The organism is Lysobacter arenosi (assembly GCF_016613475.2).
Classification (GTDB): Bacteria; Pseudomonadota; Gammaproteobacteria; order Xanthomonadales; family Xanthomonadaceae; genus Lysobacter_J; species Lysobacter_J arenosi.
The window spans coordinates 890,891-907,461 of sequence record NZ_CP071517.1; the positions used below are offsets into that span (position 1 = coordinate 890,891).

21 protein-coding genes, 1 other RNA gene and 1 pseudogene are annotated in these 16,571 nt (G+C 63.8%); 8 read left to right on the forward strand and 15 right to left on the reverse strand.

The genetic code is table 11. The features are described from left to right. The first annotated feature begins 60 nt into the window (after positions 1 to 60). Together HIV01_RS04230 and HIV01_RS04235 are read left to right on the forward strand one after the other, a co-directional pair. Positions 61 to 312: a hypothetical protein gene (locus tag HIV01_RS04230; protein WP_200605096.1), complete on the forward strand. Its 252-nt coding sequence runs from the start codon at positions 61 to 63 to the stop codon at positions 310 to 312. 21 nt (positions 313 to 333) lie between these two features. Further along, positions 334 to 837, forward strand: a complete 504-nt coding sequence (locus HIV01_RS04235; protein ID WP_200605097.1) for a hypothetical protein — start codon at positions 334 to 336, stop codon at positions 835 to 837. Positions 838 to 972: 135 nt separating this feature from the next. On the opposite strand, the gene HIV01_RS04240 is transcribed toward HIV01_RS04235, so the two are convergent. The 11 genes and pseudogenes from HIV01_RS04240 to ssrA all read right to left on the reverse strand — a co-directional run bounded on the left by HIV01_RS04240 (position 973) and on the right by ssrA (position 9,550). After that, positions 973 to 2,136 carry a sensor histidine kinase gene (locus HIV01_RS04240; RefSeq protein WP_200605098.1) on the reverse strand — a complete coding sequence of 388 codons (1,164 nt, stop codon included), beginning with the start codon at positions 2,134 to 2,136 and terminating at the stop codon, positions 973 to 975. A gap of 1,159 nt (positions 2,137 to 3,295) precedes the next feature. Further along, entirely contained in the window at positions 3,296 to 3,940 is a 645-nt protein-coding gene (locus HIV01_RS04245; RefSeq protein WP_200605099.1) for a hypothetical protein, read from the reverse strand. Further along, complete coding sequence (locus HIV01_RS04250) at positions 3,930 to 4,454, reverse strand: DUF5681 domain-containing protein (RefSeq protein ID WP_200605100.1); 525 nt, start codon at positions 4,452 to 4,454, stop codon at positions 3,930 to 3,932. The genes HIV01_RS04245 and HIV01_RS04250 overlap by 11 nt, the downstream gene beginning before the upstream one ends. Positions 4,455 to 4,457: 3 nt before the next feature. Beyond that, positions 4,458 to 5,219: a hypothetical protein gene (locus HIV01_RS04255; protein ID WP_200605101.1), complete on the reverse strand. Its 762-nt coding sequence runs from the start codon at positions 5,217 to 5,219 to the stop codon at positions 4,458 to 4,460. A gap of 1 nt (position 5,220) precedes the next feature. After that, positions 5,221 to 5,991: an ATP-binding protein gene (locus HIV01_RS04260; RefSeq protein WP_200605102.1), complete on the reverse strand. Its 771-nt coding sequence runs from the start codon at positions 5,989 to 5,991 to the stop codon at positions 5,221 to 5,223. Next, positions 5,988 to 6,332, reverse strand: coding sequence for a hypothetical protein (locus HIV01_RS18100; RefSeq protein WP_245156909.1), 345 nt, complete (start codon positions 6,330 to 6,332; stop codon positions 5,988 to 5,990). Before HIV01_RS18100 ends, HIV01_RS04260 begins: the two co-directional genes overlap by 4 nt. Before the next feature lie 171 nt (positions 6,333 to 6,503). Continuing rightward, positions 6,504 to 6,722, reverse strand: a pseudogene (locus HIV01_RS18295) (helix-turn-helix domain-containing protein); the annotation flags it as partial. A gap of 64 nt (positions 6,723 to 6,786) precedes the next feature. Then, the gene (locus HIV01_RS04270) at positions 6,787 to 7,017 is read right to left on the reverse strand and encodes a helix-turn-helix transcriptional regulator (RefSeq protein ID WP_200605104.1); all 231 of its coding nucleotides are present in this window, start codon (positions 7,015 to 7,017) and stop codon (positions 6,787 to 6,789) included. A gap of 109 nt (positions 7,018 to 7,126) precedes the next feature. After that, a complete protein-coding gene (locus tag HIV01_RS04275; protein ID WP_200605105.1) occupies positions 7,127 to 7,768 on the reverse strand; it encodes a hypothetical protein in 642 nt (213 codons plus the stop codon). 34 nt (positions 7,769 to 7,802) lie between these two features. Further along, a complete protein-coding gene (locus HIV01_RS04280) occupies positions 7,803 to 9,020 on the reverse strand; it encodes a tyrosine-type recombinase/integrase (RefSeq protein WP_200605106.1) in 1,218 nt (405 codons plus the stop codon). Positions 9,021 to 9,196: 176 nt separating this feature from the next. After that, positions 9,197 to 9,550, reverse strand: a transfer-messenger RNA (tmRNA) gene (gene ssrA, locus HIV01_RS04285). 166 nt (positions 9,551 to 9,716) lie between these two features. Between ssrA and HIV01_RS04290 the strand changes: the two genes are divergently transcribed. Continuing rightward, positions 9,717 to 11,072, forward strand: a complete 1,356-nt coding sequence (locus HIV01_RS04290; RefSeq protein WP_207527084.1) for a CHASE domain-containing protein — start codon at positions 9,717 to 9,719, stop codon at positions 11,070 to 11,072. Positions 11,073 to 11,077: 5 nt separating this feature from the next. On the opposite strand, the gene HIV01_RS04295 is transcribed toward HIV01_RS04290, so the two are convergent. Continuing rightward, on the reverse strand, positions 11,078 to 11,329 hold the full coding sequence (locus HIV01_RS04295; protein WP_207527085.1) for a hypothetical protein: 252 nt from the start codon (positions 11,327 to 11,329) through the stop codon (positions 11,078 to 11,080). 37 nt (positions 11,330 to 11,366) lie between these two features. Here HIV01_RS04295 and HIV01_RS04300 point away from each other — a divergent pair, with 37 nt between their 5' ends. Then, positions 11,367 to 11,915, forward strand: a complete 549-nt coding sequence (locus tag HIV01_RS04300; protein ID WP_207527086.1) for a sensor histidine kinase — start codon at positions 11,367 to 11,369, stop codon at positions 11,913 to 11,915. A gap of 124 nt (positions 11,916 to 12,039) precedes the next feature. Here HIV01_RS04300 and smpB read toward each other — a convergent pair whose 3' ends face one another. Continuing rightward, complete coding sequence (gene smpB / locus HIV01_RS04305; RefSeq protein WP_200605108.1) at positions 12,040 to 12,552, reverse strand: SsrA-binding protein SmpB; 513 nt, start codon at positions 12,550 to 12,552, stop codon at positions 12,040 to 12,042. Between the two features lie 74 nt (positions 12,553 to 12,626). Between smpB and HIV01_RS04310 the strand changes: the two genes are divergently transcribed. Together HIV01_RS04310 and HIV01_RS04315 are read left to right on the forward strand one after the other, a co-directional pair. Next, positions 12,627 to 13,061, forward strand: coding sequence for a type II toxin-antitoxin system RatA family toxin (locus HIV01_RS04310; protein WP_200605109.1), 435 nt, complete (start codon positions 12,627 to 12,629; stop codon positions 13,059 to 13,061). Continuing rightward, complete coding sequence (locus HIV01_RS04315) at positions 13,058 to 13,321, forward strand: RnfH family protein (protein ID WP_200605110.1); 264 nt, start codon at positions 13,058 to 13,060, stop codon at positions 13,319 to 13,321. Before HIV01_RS04310 ends, HIV01_RS04315 begins: the two co-directional genes overlap by 4 nt. Before the next feature lie 44 nt (positions 13,322 to 13,365). On the opposite strand, the gene HIV01_RS04320 is transcribed toward HIV01_RS04315, so the two are convergent. After that, a complete protein-coding gene (locus HIV01_RS04320) occupies positions 13,366 to 13,761 on the reverse strand; it encodes an outer membrane protein assembly factor BamE (protein WP_200605111.1) in 396 nt (131 codons plus the stop codon). A gap of 188 nt (positions 13,762 to 13,949) precedes the next feature. Between HIV01_RS04320 and fur the strand changes: the two genes are divergently transcribed. After that, on the forward strand, positions 13,950 to 14,351 hold the full coding sequence (fur, locus tag HIV01_RS04325; protein ID WP_200605112.1) for a ferric iron uptake transcriptional regulator: 402 nt from the start codon (positions 13,950 to 13,952) through the stop codon (positions 14,349 to 14,351). A 79-nt stretch (positions 14,352 to 14,430) separates the two neighbouring features. Further along, positions 14,431 to 14,871, forward strand: coding sequence for a potassium channel family protein (locus HIV01_RS04330; RefSeq protein ID WP_200605113.1), 441 nt, complete (start codon positions 14,431 to 14,433; stop codon positions 14,869 to 14,871). A 13-nt stretch (positions 14,872 to 14,884) separates the two neighbouring features. Here the strand turns inward: HIV01_RS04330 and recN are convergent, their stop codons facing one another. Next, positions 14,885 to 16,549 (reverse strand): DNA repair protein RecN, encoded by a 1,665-nt coding sequence (gene recN / locus HIV01_RS04335; RefSeq protein ID WP_200605114.1) that lies wholly within the window; start codon positions 16,547 to 16,549, stop codon positions 14,885 to 14,887. Positions 16,550 to 16,571 lie beyond the last annotated feature (22 nt).

Consider the following 16,571-nt stretch of genomic DNA (forward strand, 5'->3'; position numbering starts at 1 on the left):
GTCCGCTTTCGACCCAAAGCGGACGTTTGTGGTCTGGCTTGAACGGATGGGGGAAACGGCATGGCGGCCAATGACAACCTGATACCGAAGTTGGGCCTCGGCACCGTGCGCGCATTCTTCGTATACGGCGCTGCGTTTGTTCCGAATGGCTCGACTGGCGGGCCGGTGGCGATGTTCGGGATCGCCGGTGCAGGTCTGATGTATGGGGCGATCGTGCTGACGACGCTGTGGTCGGAAGCGGAAGCGGAAGCGGAAGCGGCAAAGACTCGTCTACGGCGAGGCAGTCGTGCGTTTCTCCATCACTTGATTTGAAATTTTTTCTCTGGGGACGGAATGAGCGAGTTCATCGTGTCAGGGCCGCATGTTGTGCCGGTGTACAAAGGGAAGGTAGGTCGCATCGTGCGGGCCGAGGAGGGTGAGGAGTTCTTTAGGAATCATCCGTCCTTGCAGGGTAGAAGCGGCTGCTACGTATTCGCGATGCGGGCTAGTCGCGGGCTCACTCCCATGTACGTTGGAAAAGCAACGAAGAGCTTTGGTCAAGAGTGCTTCGCATCGCACAAGCTCGGGAAGTGCAACGAGATCTTGGCCGATTACGCGCGCGGGACCTTGGTGTTGTTCATGTTTGAGTCTCCGAGTGGTAGGAAGGCGCCGACCTATCAGATCGATCTGCTTGAGAACTTCCTCATACAGTCGGCGTTGTCCGTAAACGATACGTTGCTCAACATAAAGAAGACGAAGCAGGAGACCTGGAGCATCCGCGGCATGATCAGGTCGTCCAAGAAGGGGAAGCGCAGCAAAGCGGCTAGTGCTGCAAGCAATATGCTGGGCCTTGATTGACGATGGTGCTCGAAACCGGATGCATGGGCGGGCGCAGGTCCCTGTGCTAATGTCCGCTTTCGACCCAAAGCAGACATTTGGCGATCGATCGTCAAGCATCTGTCGCATTCCCCACCGCATCCTTAGAATGTCCATTTACCCCGAAGGCGGAACCGGAACTGCCCGCGACCTCGAAACCGAGTGGCGCGGAAGGTCTATCGTAAAGACGCACCCGGAGCCTGGAACATTACGCACGCTAAGGATGCCCCCGTTGGCCTCGATGCTTCGTCGGGAGATCGACAGGCCTAATCCGAGGCCGCTTCGGTCCTCAGCTCCCTGAGTGAAAGCTTCAAACATCTTCTCCGCGTCACCTGGGGGGAGGCCGCCGCACTGGTCCTCGACGTCGATCAATACGCGATCAGCCATTGCATATGCATTTAGGGTGACTTCGCTGTGAGGGTGCGAGAACTTGAAGGCGTTCTGCAGGAGATTTCCTGCTGCTGCAAGGATCAGGTCCCGATCCACATCGAGCGCCAACTGCGGGTCAACGCTGGAAACATTCAACTTGCAGCCCCGCACGTCTGCTTCAAGCGATGCAGATAGCTTGAGCTCGGCAAGGAAGTCGACCACAGAGAAGAGCCGGTTATGCAATGGCAGGCCCGCTGTCATCCGGACCTCTGCCAAGGAACGATCGATCAAGTTGCTCAAGCCCACTAGGGCCCGGTCAAGCACGACACCCGTAGCTCCGCCCAGTCCAACACTGCCCCCCTTGATGACGGAAAGTGCCAAGGTGGCCGTGCACAACTGGTTGCGCAATTCGTGTGCAAAGAATCCAAGGCGCTCGTTCAGGGCATGGGCCTGCTGGTCGGCGACGACAGAGTCGCGCTGATAGCCGAACTCAGTCACGGCGTTGGCGATGGCGTTGTCGAGGCAACGGTTGAGAGTCCTGAACTCGTCAATGCTGATCGCCGCATCTTGTTTGAAAGCTAGATCGGTGATTGCTTGGCATAGGTCGCCGTAGTCGTGGACCACTTCCTCTACAGTGAATCCGTGCTGCATCAATTCCTTGCCGTGCTGTGCGGCCGATTCGCCGATTTCTGACAGCGCTGGCTTTCCACCGCCGGAGCGACCAGAAACTTTGCGACTCCGCATCGGATCCGCGGTCCTCTCTAACGCAAGGGTTTTTATGACCTGATCGAGGAACACAGTGATCCCGTGCTTCAACTCTTCCCCGGCCGTACCAGGCGGCGATCGACCTGCCACTTTCGCCCGGCAGCGAGCGATCAGCTCGTCTCGATTCGATATTAGGAACTGGTACATCACCGAGCTCACTGTACGCCGACTAATCTCAGTGTGTGGTGTTGGAGGACGTGTCGCCGCCGGGCGGTCGTCCAGTGGGGCTGTGGAAGCGCTTGAAGAGTAGTTGGTCGGAAAATTGTTACGGCCAGGTGTTTACTGGACTGGGAAACCGTCACGCAAGTTCGGGGCGTGCGTACCGTTCGACCTCTTCATTTCTCGGATTTGCCGATAGCGGGTCACCTTGCCGAGTTTGGAGCCGAAGCGACCACAGCAGGCACCCAAGAGACGTGATCCACACAGTCAACGACCCCGGCACTGCCCTCGCAGCCAACTTGCTCGGTGCCAGGCAGAGCGCCCAGCCGGTCGAGGGCAGCGAGCGGCGATAACAAGGCGGCAATGGATCGGCCACTGGCTTTGCTTGGCTCAACGAAATCTGAAACAGGTACCTGCCACCCGACGCGAATGACCGCTTCTAGCCGATAGCGGACATTGGGCAGTTAGCGTCCAGGGCCGGTGCTAAAGTCCGCTTCCGAGCCATAGCGGTCACTCGACAGGGCGTTTGAGCCGACTAATGTATAACCCGAACGCGGGTCCGGCTAATCAAAGTTGGGCATCTGTGAGAGCGCGCCATGTCTGATGCAAAAGTCGATCGTCCGGGAAAGACTCTAGCGTCCGGCGCTATCCTCTTGGTCCTTGGAGTGTGGTTCTGGCATTACCTTGTTCGCAACCCGTTCGACGACTTGGCCCTTATACGGAATGGCCAAATAGCCAAAGGTATGTTGGTTGAGGTTGCCGAAGATGAACAAGAGGACGCACAGGGCCGCGTCTTTGTCTCGGATGTGGGTGCCTACTCCTTCCGTGTAGATGGTCAAGAATATTTTGCAACCACTAGAGGGCCGACTGGGTCACTGAGCGCCTCCGAAACTATTGAGTTCGTACCGAGCAATCCTAGGATTAATCGTGTATCTGGAGATGGAGCCCAGTCAATTTGGGAATGGACCTGGCGAAAACTAGGGCTTGGCCTGATTCTGCTAGGGCTCTTTGCATATCCAGGACTTAGACTTCTATGGAGCGCGATGCTGGGCTATAAGCGCCGCCCAGCGCGCTCCTCGGCACGGATTAGCTAAGGCGTTAGCGAGTGGCCACCTGGGGGCGGAAACGGTCGACATTCTGGGCCTGATTACTGTCGGATTGCCTTTCGCTTGCGCTCGGCACCCTCTTGGACCTTGCGCAGTGCGGTGGCGACTTGGGCTTCCATCTGGACCTCCAAGGTCTCGACACCATCAGGTCGACGCAACGCTTCGATCACCGCGTCGGCGCGCTCGGGCTGGTAGGCGGTCCCCTGTAGGATCGCGTCCAACAGCGCGTTGATGGACGGTGCGACGTTGATCGATGGCGAGTGAACGACCGCTCGGGGATCAGCAGCGACCACCGCCTCTGCGTGCGCTGCCTCGGACGCAGCCGTCGCGAGAGTCGCCAGTGCGTGTTGGAAGGCCACGCCGGCACGCAGTGCGGTCAGGTATGCCTCTGGGACCGCGCGTATAGACCTGTGTGCCGCAGACAGGTCTCGGTCCAATGAGGCGATGCGCTGCGCCAGGCGCTCCGCCTCCTGGCGGCTTTCGAGCTCCTCTAGGGCGCTAGCCAGAACTCCGCGATCCCGGGTCACCTGGTCGATCTCCCGGAGGACATTGCCCAGTTCCTGGGCCGCGGATTGTTTGCCCGATGCCACGTCCAGGGAGAGGGTGCGCTTGCGATCCAGAAGCCCGCGGCTGCGGTCGGCGAGTTCGGCTTGGCCAGCGAGTAGAGATGCGCGATCAGTAGTCATGGGGTCCACCTTCGAGAGGGTTGTAAACGTTTATGGGATCGTCCGTCGCCGGGAGGCTTAGGCGCACCGGGCGGACAGGTGTGGTGTTGGAAGGACTTGGGCTGGCTGAAGTGGCAGCTGCTGGAGGCTTAGCCGGCAGGGAGGCAACGGCCGAGCTCGCAATGGCATCGTTCGTTCTCGGCGGCACGCCACTCATCACGACGAGGGTCTCTAGCGAAACGCCGCCGCCAGCGCCTTGGATTGCTCGCACGCGCGCGGCCTGAAGCGCCTCGGCCAAGTTGCTTTCGTCCTCGACGTCGGCGACACGCGGCTTGAGCTTCGGGACGGTTCGGTCCAAGACGATTGCTGCCGCGGCCAGATCGCCGCCCTTAGCCATCGTTACTACCTTGGCGATGACTTCCTTGACGTCGTCTTCGCTAATGAGGTCCTGGCGCAGCAGGTTGGGCGCGGACTTCGAACCTTTGGGGCGTCCCCGCGGATTCGGGCTGGGTGCGCCCTTTTTGAAACGAGCCATCTGTTACCTCCTGTTGCCTGACTGTTTTTGCCCAGTTCTTGCCGCCCTCGCTTGCCGACGCCCAATGGCGGCGAATTGCTTGATAAGGACCGCACTGTTCCCGGCGCCCGAGTCCACCAGGTCTGCGAGCCAGGGCAGCCGTTTTGAGGCTTGCTGGTAGGCCGTACGGGCGAAAGCAAGGTTCGCGTCGAACTGAGAGCCCCAGGTCTTGCGCAGTTCGCTCAGGGCCTTGGCGCCGTTCTCTACGATCTGGTCGGTCGAGGGGAGCTCATCCCGCATCCATCGGTCGTGCCAGGCCGACAGCTCCATGGCGATTTCGTGCGCATGATCGGCCGGGACGGACCATTCGAAGAGCAGGGCGCTGGCCTCGCGGCGCCCTTCCGCCAACGCCTGCGCGTCGGGCTCGTTGCCGTCGTGCCTCGCCTGATGCTCCAACTGGTCGAAAGTGGCGCCTAACGCGGCCCCGCTGTAAGCCTCTGGAGAGTCGAGCACCGGACCGCCATCCGCGTACATGCGTTCAGAGAGGCTCTCGTCGGCGCTCAACGCTTCGGCGGGACTGAGCTGGTGATCGGTCAGGGCGGGCGCCTGGGAGCCGTTCTGTGCGTCAGAAATGGGATCCGTGGTTGCTCCCATGCTCGGAAACATACGAAAGGCCAGATCCTGCCGTTGGTCGCTGGAACCCGGGGGCAAGGTTTTGGGGGGCGCTGAGCCGGTGTTCGCCGATGCCTGGTTGGGGTACAGCCGGGATGCAATGTCGTCGTTCACTTCAAACTCCTTTCGTTCCGCGATAACTAGGCCAAGCGAAGGCGACGGTGACCGCGCAATCGCGGAGCCGGTCCATCAACCGTTGCCCGAGGGATTTTTCGAGTTGCTCAAGAGGCCGGTTCGAGATGAGAACCATGGGCATGAGGTCGGCATAGCGGCCGTCGACCACTCGGAACAGCAGTCCGATATCGTGTTCGGACAGGCCGACGTCCAGTTCATCGATGATGAGCAAGCGCACGCGATGGAGATGATCGAACGCCGCCGCTTGTAAGCGCTCGCCGCCGCGCTGGCCATAGTGGTCTTTGATGCCCGCGAGCATCGACGCGGCGGTGGCGTAGAAGCAGGGAATCTCACGCTCGGTCAGCGCCCGCAGGGCCGCTAGGGCGAGATGCGTCTTTCCTGTCCCGGGGCCGCCTATTAGAAGCAAGCTACTGCCCTTGGCCTCCAATTCCTGGAACTTTTCCGTGAAAGTGCGAAGGATGCGAAGAGCGTCCCGCTGCTCCTTCGTCCTCGCCACGTACGAGTTGAAATCGGCCTGTGCGAAGCGCCTGGGCAGTCCCGATACGGACATCAAGCGAGCGATCCGACTTTGGCGGTCGCGCTCTTCGAGTTGACGCGCGCGATCGCGCACTTGCCCAGCGCACACAGGGCATCGAGACGCGATCTCGCAATCCCTGTCCAGCAAGATGGAAGTGACCTTCGCCTGGTACAAGCCATGACCGTGGGGACAGTCCCGAGGTTCCAGGCGCGGCGCGGCGGACAGCGTCTTCATGCGGCACCCCTTGCCCACGCGGGCTGTTGGTCTGCTGGAGTGCCCTGATAGGTGATTTCGCGGAAGTCGTCGGAGACCTTGCCCTGTCGATGCGATTTTGAAGCTGCTTCCAGCCAGCCAACCGGAGCGCTAATGTCCTGCTTCTCGGCTTGGGAAAGCAGGCGGCTGGCCTCCACGTTACCAACGTCCTTCCTGAGCTTCCCCAGGATCGACCTTGCACGCTGCTCGGAGATGCCTTTGCTGATTAGGAAGGCGAGGCCTGATCCGAAGATGGGATCTGCCGGCGGCGAAGCCGGCATCTGTTCAAGTCTGTTAAAGGCTTTCTTCTGTTCGTGTCCCATGGGCGGGGCCAGATTGGTCCCGTGGGCGGAACCGGTGCGAAGACCCTTGGTGGCACCAGTCGCGTTCCAACTGGCACCGGTCCCGTGGGCGGAACTAGTTCCGTCGACGGAGCCGGTCAACTCATACGTAGATGGAGCGCCGTGGCGGCGACGGACAGCTATCCAACTGGAGGACTCCAGCCGGCGGAGCGCGCGGATAGCAGTCGTCTTAGGAACATTCGACTTCCCCACGATTGTGGCAAGACTGGGGAAGCATGTGCCGTCGCGCATGTTGGCGTGGTCGACGATCACGGACAGCACGGCTACGTCGGTGCGTACTAGCCTGGAGTCGCAGGATGCGCGGATGAGGAATGCGAGCTTCCCGGAGAAGTTGAAAGGCTCATCGGCCACGTCCGGAGCCTCCCCGATGACTCGCGGAGCAGAATTGAAGTGGCACGGGGTGCTTGGCCATGACTCAAGCCTCTTTGCCAGCGTCCGCGATGTAGCGCATGAGATCAGCCGCGCGCCAGACAGTGACGCCAGGCGACAGCTTGACCGGCTGAGGGAAGCGCCCAGCCTTCACGCCGGCCCAGAAGGTCGAGCGCGAGACGGGGATCAATGGCGGGATCGGCGGGGTTGCCTTCGCATCTCCGATGATCTGGGGCAGGCGGAGGAACGCGCTATCGGCGAGGGAAGACGGGGCCATCGCATTGCATCCTTGAATTGGATGCTGGCGACCTGCCTAGCACCCGACTGGCTGCGGCCAGCTGGGGCTGACAGTAAGTCTCGCAACGGGACGAATACGGGTGAGGTCGCTATTCCGTACCGTTTTCTGGGCGTGCTGGGCGCGGTGCACCGCCATCCATTGAGGCCAGTACCGATAGCCCGTACCTGCTCAACTCCTGTGCTCGCACGGGATCGCCAAGCCTAGGGTCATCTTCGATATGGAGCATGCAGGCAATCAGCGGGTGTGCCTTGGCTTCCTTGAACCGGGTGTAGAGACTTTCGGCCTTGTTGCCGTTGGCGTTCCAAGGCTCTTTGCGCGCGAGGGCCATGCAAGCTGTGTGTGCTGACTTGACTGGAGACAAGGCGGTTCCGCTCGCCATTTTGTCCAGTACGGCGAGCACAAGGCGCGCCTGCTCGGGTACTGTCCACGTCGATTTTGTCCGCTTGCGGGACGGCGATGCCTGGAAGCCGGGCACAAAGTCCATCGCCATCCGCAACGCGAGGCACTGCCAAGGATCTTTAAGGTCTAGGCGGCTGGCGGGAGGGGTGATGCCGTAGTGCGCAAACAGCGCACCAAGCTTCGGATTAGTCCCGAGCATATGTGTGACTGCGACATCGCCGTGCCACTTCGCAATGGCGGCCCTGTTTTCCTCTTCCCAGTTTTCAGACGTTAGCGCTCCGGCGAGCGGAGGAAATGGGGGCATCAACACGGGCGTGCCCAATTCATCCATAAACTTAGGTCTGGGTCGCGCTTTGCGTGCCATATCAGCCAGCCTTTCGCTTTAAAGGAGCGACATTCTCAGTGCGGAGTGCGTCAAGGTAATCAGCCCATGCCGCCATCATCTTTTGACGCTCGGCTAGGTGCGCAGTGCGGTTGTAGGCGCGGCCATTCGGATCACGTACGGCATGCGCCAGCTGGTGTTCGATGTAGTCGGGCCGGAAATGCAGAACCTCGTCCAGGATGGTGCGAGCCATCGCACGGAAGCCATGGCCGCTCATCTCGTCCTTAGCGAAGCCCATTCGGCGCAAGGCTGATAGCACGGCGTTGTCGCTCATCGGGCGCTGCGGGCCACGACCGCTTGGGAACACGAATCGTCCACGCCCGGTCAACGCATGCAGCTCGGTGAGGATTTCGACCGCCTGCGGTGCCAAAGGAACGATGTGCGCAAGGCGCGTTTTCATCTTTTCGGCTGGAATGTTCCATTGAGCCGTGTCCAGGTCTATCTCTGACCACTCTGCCTGGCGCAACTCTCCCGGACGCACGAAAAGCAAAGGAGCAAGGCGCAGGGCACACTTCGTGACGAACAACCCCTTGTAGTCGTCGATGGCACGCAGCAAGCCGCCGACCGCTGCGGGGTCTGTGATCGCTGCGTGGTGAGTTTCTTTAACCGGGGGTAGGGCGCCTCTGAGGTCGGCTGCAGGATTGCGCTCCGCACGGCCTGTCGCGATGGCATAGCGGAAGATCTGGCCGCAGTTCTGCAGGATCCGATGGGCCGTTTCGACGGCGCCGCGGTCGACCACGCGGTTGATCGTTGCCAGCAGTTCCTTTGCGGTCATCTCAGCGACCGGGCGCTTTCCCAGCCAGGGAAACACATCGTTCTCCAAGCGCAGCAAGATCTTGTCGGCGTGACCTTTCACCCACACGCGGGCCTGCTTTGCATGCCACTCGCGCCCAACTACTTCGAAGCTGTTCGCGCCCTGGGTGACCTTGGCGGCCTTGGTCGCCTTCTTGTGCTCGCTTGGATCTACGCCATTCGCCAACAGCTTGCGAGCGTCGTCTAGGCGTGAGCGCGCATCCGCTAGCGACGTATCGGGGTAGGTGCCGATCGCGAGCGTCTTTCGCTTGTTGAGGTAGCGGTAGTCGAAGCGCCACCACTTGCCGCCTGCCGGAGCCAACAGCAAATAGAGGCCCTTTTCATCAGCCATCTTGATCGGCTTGTCGCCCGATTTGGCTTTGCGAATGGCAGTATCGGTCAGTGGCATGGCGGTACCTGATGGCGGTATCTCGCCCCAGCGAGGGGGCTGTTACCGACAAAACTACCGACGGGTACCGTCAGATTGCAATAGACCGCTCTGGACTGCGTCGGGCACAAAAAAGGCCGAAATCCTTGATTCTTCTCAGGATTCCGGCCTTATTTGGACCGCTTTGGATCACCAATTGGTGGAGGTGGGGGGAATTGAACCCCCGTCCGAAGGCACTCCATCCCCGGCACTACATGCTTAGCGCTCCGTTGGATCTCGTCCCCGAACAGCACGGCGCGCAAAGCGCATCCGGGAACCAGCCTGCTTTAGGTTAACCAGGGACTGACAGGCAACCGTCCCCGGCGATTCCGTGATGATGACCCTACACTGCGAACACGGACACAAGCAGTTTCGGGGCTTACGCCTTAAGCGGCGAGAGCGTAGTTGTCGTCGTTGGCAACTAGAAGTTTGCAGCTGGATTTACGAGGAAAGCTACCCCCTCGGCATGCGCCAGGCGATTTCGCAACCCCCGTCGAAGCCAGTGCACCCCCGGGGACAGCTGTTCGCTGACCCAGCCAGTATAGGGGCGCATCGCGCCGGCACAAGCGCTGTGCCGTCCTGGCAGGCAGCCGGCATTCAAGCAGCGGGCGAGGGGAGGCGTGGCCCGGTCCAGGGGCGATCCTCCGTTCGGCGCCCGGGCTTTGTATGCTTGGCGGAATGACCGATGCCGCCGGCCCCCGTTCCCCCGAGCTCGCGGAGCTGTCGCCGCGGCGCGGCTACCTGCTGGCGCTGATCGTGCTGGTCGGCTCGCTGGTGCTGGTGTTCACCGCCTGGCGGGCGGCGCGCGAGCGCGAACTGCGCGCGGCCGAGGCGGAGTTCATCAGCAAGAGCGCGGAAGTCACCGAGCTGCTGCGCCAGGGCATGATCAAGTACGAACTGGTCGCGCGCGGCGGTGTGTCGATGTTCGCGACGGTGACGCGGGAGCGGCCTACGCCGGCGCAGTGGAAAGCCTATGTCGACGGCATGGACATCCAGGAGCGTTTCGCCGGCATGGTCGGTCTCGGTTTCGCCGAGTACGTGACCGCCACGCGCTTGCCGGAGGTGCAACTGCAATGGCGCGATGCCGGCTACGGCATGCTCGAAGTGTGGCCGCGCGGTGAGCGCGCCGACTACGGGCCGATCCTCTACCTGGAACCGAAGACGCCGGCGAATGTCGCCGCGGTCGGTTTCGACATGTACTCCGAGCCGGTGCGGCGGGCGGCGATGACCGCCGCCATGGACACCGGCAATACCTACCTGTCCGGCCCCGTGCACCTTATCCAGGACGGTCCGCTGCAGGGCACCGGATTGCTGCTGTACCTGCCGGTCTATCGCGGCGGCAGCCGGCCGGCGACGACCGGGCTGCGCCGGGCAGAGATCCAGGGCTGGGCTTACGTGCCGTTGCGCGTCGACGGATTCGTGCGCAACGCGCTCGGCGCGGTGCACGGCAGTACCCGCTTCCGCGTCGTCGACGAGGGCGGCGAGGAACGCGTGCTGTTCGCCACGCCGGTCGGCAGCGACAAGCGCCCGCCTGCGTTCCGCCACAGCGAACGCTTCAACCAGTACGGGCGCCGCTGGCGCGTGGACTTCGAATCGGCACCGCTGGCGGTGGCCGCACCGCGCCTGCAGGGATTGCAGAACCTGCTTGCGCTGGGTTTGTTCTCGTCGCTGCTGTTGTATGCCATCGCCTGGATGCTGGCGCGCACCGAAGCGCAGGCGTACCGGATCGCGGTGCGGATGACCGAGGACTTCCGCCGCAGCGAGATGCGCTTCCGCAGCGCGATGCTGTATTCGGCGATCGGCAAGGCACTGCTCGACAGTGAAGGGCAGATTGTCGAAGCCAACCCGGCGCTGGCGATGATCGTCGGCCTGACACCGGAGGCGCTGGTAGGCGTGCGTTTCGATTCGTTGTTCGAAAGCGACGAGCCCGAAATGATCGCGCACGCAACCGGCAGCACACCGACGCGCAGGGCATCCATCGTGCCACCCGTCGCCTGCATCGCGAGGGCGGTGAGCCGCGCCAGGCGCAGCTGACCTATTCACCGGTGCCGGGCAATATCGGCCAGGACATCGCCGGCCTGGTGCAGGTCGAGGACGTCACCGAGCGCCTGCGCGCGGAGGCGCGCGTGCACGCGCTCAACCGCACGCTGGAAGCGCGCGTGGCGCTGCGCACGCGCGAGCTTAGCCAGGCCAACCAGGAGCTGGAGGCGTTCGCCTACAGCATCTCGCACGACTTGCGCGCGCCGTTGCGGGCGATCGACGGCTTCAGCCGGATCCTGGTCGAACGCCATTCCAGCGGGCTCGACGATGCCGGCAAGGGCTACCTTGGTGCGCGTTCGCCGCGCCGCCGCGCGCATGGGCGAGCTGATCGACGCACTGCTGAAGATGTCGCGGCTGAGTCGTGGCGAACTGAAGCTGGAGCGCGTCGATCTCAGTCGACTGGCCGGCGAGGTGCTGGAAGAGCTCCGCGTCGGCGACGGCAAGCGCCAGGTCGACATCCAGATCGAGCCGGACCTGTTCGTGATCGGCGACGCGACCTTGTTGCGCAACCTGCTCGGCAACCTGTTGGGCAATGCCTGGAAGTTCACCCGCGACCGCGTCGGTGCGCAGATCGAGTTCGGTGCCGTGCAGCGCGAGACCGGCCCGGAGTACTTCGTCCGCGACAACGGCGCCGGGTTCTCGCAGGAGTATGTCGACAAGCTGTTCCGGCCGTTCCAGCGCCTGCACCAGAACGAGGATTTCGCCGGCCACGGCATCGGCCTGGCGTCGGTCAAGCGCATCGTCGAGCGCCACGGCGGCACGATACGCGCCGAGGGCGAGGTGGGCCGCGGCGCGACGTTCTGGTTCACGCTGCCGCGCGAGAAGCTGATCGACTGACTGGCATGTTCGCAGCCCCCAAGTTGGGGGCGATTCGCGCCGAAGGCGCGAATAGGGGATGGAAACGCGGCCTTGGGGCCCGAGATTCGGAACGAATCTTGGGGGTTTCGGGCGCAGCCCGGAATCAGGCGTTCTTGTTATGCCCGCGCATCACGCGCTGCTTCTCGCGCTGCCAGTCCTGTTCCTTGCTGGCCTGGCGTTTGTCGTGTGCCTGCTTGCCCTTGGCAAGGGCGACTTCGCACTTGACCTTGTTGCCCTTCCAGTACAGCGCGGTGGGGACGACGGTGTAGCCGTCGCGCTGGATGCGGCCGATCAGGTTGTCGATCTCGTGGCGGTGCATCAGCAGCTTGCGGGTGCGGCGCTCTTCGGGGATGACGTGGGTCGAGGCCGAGATCAGCGGAGTGATCTGCACGCCGTGCAGGAACATCTCGCCGTTACGCACCACGGCGTAGCCTTCGATGATGTTAGCGCGGCCGGCGCGGATCGCCTTCAGCTCCCAGCCCTGCAGGGATAGCCCGGCCTCGAACTTCTCCTCGAGGAGGTAGTCGTGGCGGGCGCGCTTGTTAAGCGCGATGGTGCCGCCCGCGCCGCCCTTTCCCTTATCCTTGCCGGTCTTCTTGTTGGAATTCTTGGACATCGCGCCATTGTCCCCGAACCGGGGCCTGGGCGATACCAGGCCCTAGATCCCAGGCGCGACGCCCAGCCCAGACCATGCAGACCATCCGCCGCACCGCCCTTGTCGAACACTCCGCCGCGCGCATGTTCGCGCTGGTCAACGATGTGGCCGCCTATCCGCGCCGCTTCGACTGGTGCGAGGCCGCGCAGGTGCTGGAGGCCGGGGAGGGTCGCATCGTCGCCCGCCTCGATATCGGATTCGGCGCGCTGCGCACGTGGTTCACCACCGAAAACACCATGTCGCCGCCACATCACATCGAGCTCAAGCTGGTCGACGGCCCGTTTCGCAGCCTCGGCGGGCGCTGGGAGTTCCATGCCCTGGACGAGTCGGCCTGCAAGGTCACGCTGACGCTGTCGTTCGAACCGAAGGTCAAGCTGCTCGGTCCGGCGATGGCGATCGGCTTCCAGGGCCTTGCCGATCGCATGGTCGACGACTTCATCAAGGTGGCCGACCGCGGCGAGGACGCATGAAGGTCGAAGTCGTCCGCGCCTGGCCGCGCCGATTCGAAGCGGTGGCGCTGCAGTTGGACGAGGGCGCTTGCGTCGCAGATGCGCTGCGGGCCGCCGGACTGGCGGACGACCCGGAAACGACCGGCTATGCGGTGTTCGGCGTGCGTGCGACTGTCGACACGCGATTGCGCGATGGCGACCGGCTGGAATTGCTCAGGCCGCTGCAGGCGGACCCGAAAGAGTCACGCCGCCGGCGCGCGCAGCAGGTGCCGCGCAAGTAGGGATGGTGGGGCAGGGCAGCGCGGGTACCGCGCTGCGACCGGACTCAGCGCCCGCGGCGCTTGTCCTTTTCCTTGGGCAGGTTGCGGCCGAACTGCTTCGGCGCGGCCTTGGCCAGATCTTCGTCCTGCTCGGGGAAGTAATCGCCTTCCCACTTGGCCAGGGTGTCGTTCTCGAACCACAGGGTGAGGTTCTTGACCTCGGTGCGGCCAACGCGGTCGGTGCGCTGGGTCGAGGTGTAGTCCCAACGGTTGTGGTGGAACGGGTCCTCGATCGACGGAGAGCCCAGCAGCAGGGACACCTGTTGCTTGCTCATGCCGGCCTGCAGCTGGTCGACATTGGCCTTTTCCAGCAGGTTGCCCTGGTAGATCGGCTGCTTGTAGAGGATGCCGCACCCGCCGGTGACCATGGCGATGGAAAGGACCAACAGGAGCTTGTGCATCGTGTGCTTCGGCATCGGTGTCTACGACAGGCGGATAACGCGGCGATGATACACTGAAGCCCGCATCCACCAAGCGCGGACGCGGGCGGCGGGGGGCCGACAGCGTTCATCGGGCGTTCCGGCGCCCGGCGCCAGCCCCCCTCCATGGCCGCCGCGCCGTCCGGCAAAGCTCGACCCGAGGAAACCAGATGGAATCGCAAGACCTGCGCAATGCCGGACTGAAGGTCACGCATCCGCGCCTGCGGATCCTGGAACTGCTGGAGCAGTCCAAGCCGCGCCACATGACCGCCGAAGACATCTACCGCCACCTGCTCGAGCACGGCGAGGACATCGGCCTGGCCACGGTCTACCGCGTCCTGACCCAGTTCGAGGCCGCCGGCCTGGTGCTCAAGCACAACTTCGAGGCCGGGCAGTCGGTGTACGAACTCGACCGTGGCCATCATCACGACCACATGGTCGATGTCGATACCGGCAAGATCACCGAGTTCGAGAGCCCGGAGATCGAGGAACTGCAGCGCAAGATCGCCGCCAAGCACGGTTACGAGATCGAAGAGCACTCGCTGGTGCTGTACGTGCGCAAGAAGCGCTGAGAAGTGAAAGCCAGGCCAAGGCAGGCCTGAAGAGCAAGCATCGCCGCCGTCATGGCGGCCCATCACAAGGAAGAAGGCCATGCTCAACCAGTTGCTCTGGGCGTTGCTGCTGACTGCGATCACCGTGGTGATGCACAGCTGTTACAGCGCCCTCACCATCAAGCAGATCGCCAAGGCGGCGCGACCGCGCGAAGGCCGCTACCTGCATTTCTTCCTGGTCCGGGTGGTTATCGAGCTGATGCTGGTGCACAGCGCCGAAACCATCGTGTGGGCATGGTTCTACGAGTGGAAGAACGCCGAGTGGACCTGGAACACCGCGCTCTATTTCTCGGTGGTCAGCTACGCCACGCTCGGTTACGGCGACGTGCTGCTGCCGCCGGAATGGCGCCTGGTCGGCGCACTGCAGAGCCTCGTCGGCGTGCTGCTGGCGGGCTGGTCGGTGGCCTTGCTGGTGGCCGTGTTGCAGTCGACGCTGCGCAAGAAGGTCGCCGAGGAGCGGCTTCCCCTGCGCAGGGAGTGAGTGTTGGCCGACGTCAGACGTCGGCCAGCAGGCGCTTGGCGGCAGCCCGTGCTTCGCGGGTGAGTTCGACGCCGCCGAGCATGCGTGCCAGTTCTTCCTCGCGCTGCTTGGCATTGAGCAGCTGCACCGCGCTCTGGGTGACGCCTTCGCTGGCTGCCTTGCTGACCCGGTAATGGGCATGACCCTGCGCAGCGACCTGCGGCAGGTGGGTCACGCACAGCACCTGGCGGCTGGCGCCCAGCGCGCGCAGCTTCTGGCCGACGATCTCGGCCACGGCGCCGCCGATGCCGGTGTCGACTTCGTCGAAGACCATCGTCGGTACCGCGTCCAGTCCCAGCGCGGCGACTTCGATCGCCAGAGAGATGCGCGACAGTTCGCCGCCGGAGGCGACCTTGCGCAGCGCTCGCGCCGGCTGGCCCGGGTTGGCGGCGACCAGGAACTCCACGCGCTCGCCACCCTGCGGGTCGGGGCGGTCGGTCTCGACCGGTTCGACCTGCACGTCGAAGCGGCCGCCGCCCATGCCCAGTTCGGAGATCAGCGCGGTGGTGCTGGCCGACAGGTTGGCCGCGGCCTCGCGGCGCAGACGGCCGAGTGCGTCGGCAGCCTGGCGCCAGTCGCGACGGGCGGCTTCGATCTCGGTGTCGAGGCGGGCCAGGCGCGCGCCGGCGCCTTGCAGCGATTCCAGTTCGGCCGCAATCGCATCGCGCTGCGCGCCCAGTTGCTCGGGTGGCACGCGGTGCTTGCGCGCCAGTTCGTGGATGCGGGTCAGGCGCTGCTCGATCAGCTCCAGCGCCGACGGGTCGAGGTCGAGGTCGCTGCGAACGCGGTCGAGCAGGGCAAGGGCTTCGTCGACCTGGATCGCGGCCGCATCGAGCATCGCGTCGACATCGCCCAGGCGCGGCTCGTGTTCCACCACACGCTGCAGGTCGCTGCGAACCTGTTGCAGGCTGCGCGAGAGCGAGGGGCCTTCCTCGCCACCGAGGTGGGCGAATGCACCTTCGCAGGCGGCAATCAGGTCGGCCGCATGGGCATGGCGGCGATGGTCGTCCTGCAGGCGCGCGATGGCGTCGGCCTCGAGGTCTTCGCGATCCAGTTCGCCATGCTGGTGTTCGAGCCAGCTGATGCGGTCGGAGACATCGCCCTTGGCCGACAGTTCGTCGCGCTCGGTCAGCAATGCGCTCCAGCGAGTCGCCGCGGCGCCGACGGCGCCCAGTTCGGCCTGGGTACGGCCGAAGGCATCCAGCAGCGCCAGCTGGCTGGGGCGCGACAGCAGCGCCTGGTGCTCGTGCTGGCCATGGATCTCGACCAGCAGGGTGGACAGCTCGCTCAGCTGGCCCAGCGTGACCGGGCGGCCGTTGACCCAGGCGCGCGAGCCGCCGTCGGCGCGGATCACGCGCCGGATCTGGCAGGCGTCGTCCTCGTCCAGCTCGTTGTCGCGCAGCCAGGCACGGGCCAGCGGGACGTCGTCGAGGCTGAAGCCGGCGACCAGCTCGGCGCGGTCGGCGCCGTGGCGGACGACGCCGCTGTCGGCACGCAGGCCGGAGATCAGGCCCAGCGCGTCGACCAGCAACGACTTGCCGGCGCCGGTCTCGCCGGAGATGACGGTCAGGCCGGGACCGAAACCGAGCTCGGCTTCACTGACCACGGCGAACTGCTTGAGGGAGAGGTGGACGAGCATGGAGCGCGATTGTGCCTTGTGT